The sequence below is a fragment of the Marseilla massiliensis genome, assembly GCF_016899955.1.
Taxonomy (GTDB): Bacteria; Bacteroidota; Bacteroidia; order Bacteroidales; family Bacteroidaceae; genus Prevotella; species Prevotella intestinigallinarum.
Genome location: NZ_JACJJL010000052.1, coordinates 1 through 5,152, shown reverse-complemented (window position 1 = coordinate 5,152; position 5,152 = coordinate 1). Strand labels below are relative to the sequence as shown.

General features: G+C 61.1%; 2 protein-coding genes. Both read right to left on the bottom strand.

The window, feature by feature from the left end:
- On the bottom strand, window positions 1-540 hold a 540-nt coding region (locus tag H6B30_RS15500), incomplete at its 3' end, for a TetR/AcrR family transcriptional regulator (RefSeq protein WP_205112176.1).
- 3 nt (window positions 541-543) lie between these two features.
- Window positions 544-4,740, bottom strand: coding sequence for an acyl-CoA dehydratase activase-related protein (locus H6B30_RS15495; RefSeq protein WP_205112175.1), 4,197 nt, complete (start codon window positions 4,738-4,740; stop codon window positions 544-546).
- Between the last annotated feature and the right edge of the window lie 412 nt (window positions 4,741-5,152).

Here is a 5,152-nt window from a genome sequence, read left to right as displayed (position 1 = left end):
AAGCAGCACCGTACGGCACAGGTTGCCGGCCACAAACGGCATGGTGAGCATCGAGTAGAACGTCAGGAACAGGTAGCGCATGGGCACCTGCCTGAGCCGGCCGCTGTCCATCTCGCCCTGCAGTCCCTGCCTTACCGACTCGATATACTGCCCCAGCCTCATCTCCATTATCGTTCGCACCACACCGTCGAAGTCGCGGTGCATCTCACGGACAATGAACATGGGCAGGCCAGGGTTGGCCCCGAACACATCGTAATACGCGTCGACCACGCTCGCCACCCGCTCTCCTATGGGGCGGTCGGGCTGCAGCACAATGTTTTTCACCCGCGGCACCAGCGTGCCCACTATGCCGCCGAACACGGCGTCGAACATGCGCTCCTTGGTGCGGAAATAATAATGCAGCGTGGGCCTGTTGATGCCGGCGCGCGAGGCAATGTCGCTCATGCTCGTGCCAACGAAGCCCCGCTCGATGAACAGTTGTCGGGCAGCGTCGACAATCCTTGCCTCAAGCCCCCCGGTGTGGTTCTTGTCTGTTGCCATAAGCTAAACACACTCTTTAAGGTTGTCGACGAAAAGCAGCAAGCGGTTTCTCACATTGACATCGCTAACGCCGCTGTCGAAGTCGAGCGACAGTATGCTGAGCCAGGGGTAGAGCCTCTTTATGCGCTTCTCGATGCCCTTCGACACGATGTGGTTGGCTATGCACCCAAACGGTTGCAGGCTCACCACGTGGGTGACGCCCTGCCTGGCCATCGACAGAATCTCGCCCGGCAGCAGCCACCCCTCGCCAAACTGTGCGCAGAGCGAGACAACGCTCCCGGCCTCGGCCGCCTCGTCGAAGATGTCGGCGAAAGGCGTGAAATAGCGGAAACGGCTACCCGCGGCGTTGGCCCTGTCTATGCGGCGGCGCACCCACTTGTAAGCCCACCGCATGACGGCACGCGGCACGCGGCTCCGCTCCAGCGAGCTCTCGGCGTTGACCTTGCCGTTGACAAACGCCTGCATGAAGAAGTCGGTGAGCATGGGCGGCACCACCTCGATGCCCTGCTCCGTCAGCCAGTTGGTCATGTCTTTCTGGGCGAAGGGGTTGAACTTTAGGAATATCTCGCCGACCACGCCCACCCGCGGTGCCTGGCGGTCGGTCACAATGCCGTCGAAGGCCTCGGCCGCCTCGCCCAGCGCCGTCCACAGCGCGCCGGTGTCGTTGGCCTCGATGGCCCCGACGGCCCTTTCCATGTACAGGTCGCGCAGGCGTGCAGCCTGTCCCTTCTCGCGTTCCCTTACCACCGAGGCGTAATAAAACTTGGCCAGGCAGTCGCTGTATAGCAGCGAGGCCAGCACAATGCGCAGTATTCGCGCCCAGTTGACACTGAAGCCTGGCTGGTCGTTGCTGATGCCCGAGCCCGAGGCGAGCGATATGACTGGCACCCCGGGATACCCGGCCTCGGTCAGGGCCCGCTTTATCAGCGAGATGTAGTTTGAGGCACGGCACTGCCCGCCGGTCTGCGTCATTATCACGGCCGTGTCGCGCGGGTCGTAGCTTCCCGACCTGAACGCCTTTACGATGTCGCCCACGATGAGCGTGGCCGGGTAGCAAATCTCGTTGTTGGCGTATTTCAGCCCGTACTCGGCCGACTGTGCGTCGCTCACCGGCAGGTTTTCCACGTCGTAGCCTGCCCGCCGCATCAGGGGCGGTATGAGTGGCGAGATGAACGGTGTGAAGAACGGTGCTATAATCTTGCGCCGGCGGTCGGCCGTGCCAAACACCGGCGTGCCGGCAAACGCTGCCCCGGCCTCGGTCTTTCCGCCGCTCAGCGAGTATCTCATGCTGTCGATCACCGACCGCACGCGCAGCCTGATGGAGCCGAGGTTGCTCACATCGTCAATCTTGAGCAGGGTGAGCGCCTTGCCGTGCTGCCTCAGCAGGCTGCGAATCTCGTCGGTTACGAATGCGTCGGGGCCGCAACCAAACGAAGTCATCTGCATGAACTGAACGTTGGCCCCCTGCCGCCCGGCCCACTCGGCAGCCTTGAGTATGCGGTTGGTGTATGCCCACTGCGACACGAAGTTGACATCTTTCACCGTTGTGTCGGTACACCTCACTATGTCTTCAGTTATCACGTCGACGCCCATCGAGGCTATCATGTCCGACAGCTTGTGCTGTATGAGCGGGTCTGAATGGTACGGACGGCCGGCAAGCAGCACCACCAGGCGCTTGCCACCATTGTCAGAGAGCACGCTGCTGTTGTAGTCCATAAGCTCGCGGCCGTAGCGGTCGAACTCTGCCACAGCCTCGGCAAAGGCCTTGCGGGCCACGCCGCGCCCTATGCCGAGCGACGCGAGGTAGGCCGCACACTGCCTGCCGAGCAGCTTGCGGTCTTTGAACGTTATGGCCGGCGTGTCTATTGGCACGCTCCCGGCCTGTACGCTCTTCACCACCTCTGAGTAGCCCGACACCACGGGGCAGTTGAAACTGTTCTGCCCGCCCTCGAGCTTCTCGTAGACCACGAACGGCATGAATATGCGGTCGACACCTTTCTTCACCAGGTTCTCTATGTGGCTGTGGGCCAGCTTGGCCGGAAAGCAGATGTTGTCGGACATGACCATGCGCGCGCACGACTCATAGCCGCCAAACGACGATGGGTCGGACAGCACCACCCGCAGGTCGCACCGCGAGAACAAAGTGTGCCAGAAGGGGTATTCCTCATACATGTTGAGGCACCGCGGTATGCCGATGGTGGGCGCAGTCGAAGCCACGCCGGCGCTGCGGCCGAACAGCGCCTCCAGTTTGTGGGCGTAGGCGTTGACGCCAGGTGCCACCTTTGCGCCCTTGTTGGTGAATATGCGCTCGCAACGGTTGCCCGAGTAATATCGGTTGCCGTTGCCGAAGGCATACGACACCACCATGCACCCGTTTTCGCAGCCGTGGCAACGGTGGCGACCGGTGGTGCAGGCCGAGCTGGCAAGCATATCGCCCAAGGCCACACTGCGCCCACGGTTGGCCCGGGCATAGAGGGCGCAGCCTATGGCGCCCATCAGTTCGGGGCGGTCGCTGCGGTAGACGTGGCGGCCGGTGAGCTTCTCGAACGCGCGCACCACGGCGTCGTTGCGCATGGTTCCGCCCTGCACCACGATGTGGCGGCCCAGCTCCTCGGGGCCCTTTAGCCTGAGCACCTTGTAGAGGCAGTTTTTCACCACCGAGTAGGCCAGCCCCGCTGCGATGTCGGCCACGGTGGCCCCCTCGCGCAAAGCCTGCTTCACCTTTGAGTTCATGAACACGGTGCAGCGCGTGCCAAGGTCGTAGGGGGCGGCGGAACTGCAGGCCGCCGACGCAAAGTCGGCCACGGTATATCCCAGCGACTTGGCGAAGGTCTCGATGAACGAGCCGCAGCCCGACGAGCAGGCCTCGTTGATTTCCATCCTGTTTATCACGCCCCCGCTCACGAATATGGCTTTCATGTCCTGCCCGCCGATGTCGAGTATGAAGCTCACGTCGGCGGCAATGTGGCGCGCAGCCATGTAGTGGGCCATGGTCTCGATGATGCCGTGGTCGAGCCTGAATGCCGCCTTGAGCAGGTCTTCGCCGTAGCCCGTAGAGCAACTGCCGGCCACCACGGCCTCGGTGCCTGCCTCGCGGCACCTGTCGGCAAAGAGTTCCAGCCCCCTGCGCGCCGTGGCTATGGGGTCGCCGTCGTTGTTGTGGTAGTAGTCGAACACCAGCTCGCCGCGGTCGTTGAGCACCACTATCTTTGTGGTGGTCGACCCCGAGTCGATGCCCACCACCACCTCTTCCCTGCCTGCCGCCAGCGGTGCCCGGGCCATGCCGTGGGCACTCATGCGCCGCGACCACCCGTCGTGGTCGGCATCGCCGCTGAAGATGGGCTCCAGGCTACCCGAGGGCCGTCCCGACGAGACAAGGCGGCCGCCTACGAGGGCCGACAGCTCCGACAGGCTCGTGAACGACAGGGCACCGGCCGACAGGGCCGCGCCATAGGCCGGCATGAGGTGGCCGCCGTCGGGTATCATCACGTCGGATTCCGACAGGTTGAGATAATCTACAAACGCCTTGCGCAGGGCCGGCAGAAACGTCAGCGGACCGCCGCAGAAGAGCACCGGGGGCTTGATGTCGCAACCGTGGGCCAGGGTGACCACCACCTGCACGGCCACGGCATGGAACACCGAGGCGGCTATGTCGGCCTTGGGCACATTCTTTGATATGAGGTTCTGTATGTCGGTCTTGCTGAACACACCACAGCGCGAGGCTATGGTGTAAACGTTTGACGCCTTGTCGGCCAGCGCGCTAAGGTCGGCCGTGTCTACGCCGAGCAGTATTGCCATCTGGTCGATGAATGCCCCGGTGCCGCCGGCGCAGTTGCTGTTCATGCGGAGGTCTGACGCCCGCCCGCCGTCGAGGAACACTATCTTGGCGTCCTCGCCGCCGATGTCGATCATCGAACGCACGCCGGCATGGCCCTGCCCGACGGCCCGGGTGGCCGCCACCACCTCTTGGACAAACGGCAGCGAGCAGCGCTCTGACACGCCCATGCCCACCGAACCGGTGATGCACACCGAGGCCGGCACGTCGCCAAAACGGCCCTGAAGCTCGTCAATGAAGCCAAGCAGCACCTCGCGGGCCTTGGCGTTGTGGCGCTTGTAATCGGAATAAAGGCGTTGGCCGCCGTCGCCAAGTACAACAATCTTGGCCGTAGTCGAACCTATGTCGATGCCAACTCGTATCATCTTTAAATAGCTTGTTTCCATGTCTGACACTATTGTCAGACACAAAAGTAAGTAAAAAAGTGCAAACGGACTTGACGCCTGCCCTCCTTTAAACATTGATTAAATGCTTTTAACAGAGAAAAAGAACAATATATAAGACAAACAGGGGCTTTTCAGGAGTTAAGGAGTTAGGAAGTAAAGGAGTTAAGACAATAGTTTTTCTTGCTGGATTTATGTAGTTATATGAAGTTATGGGGAGTTAGAGGGAGGTAGAAGGAGCTACAAGGAGTTAGAGGACAATGGCATAGACTGTCGTCCTGCAACGCGTTCCCCATGCCCCTAGGACACCCATGTTTCCAAAACTATTGTCTTAACTCCTTAACTCCTAAAACATAACTCCCAAGAATATGCAAAGCTATTGTCTGTACTCCTG

Excerpts from the sequence above, each read along its gene's own strand:
- H6B30_RS15495 (WP_205112175.1), bottom strand. The coding sequence starts at position 4,740 with ATGATACGAGTTGGCATCGACATAGGTTCGACTACGGCCAAGATTGTT.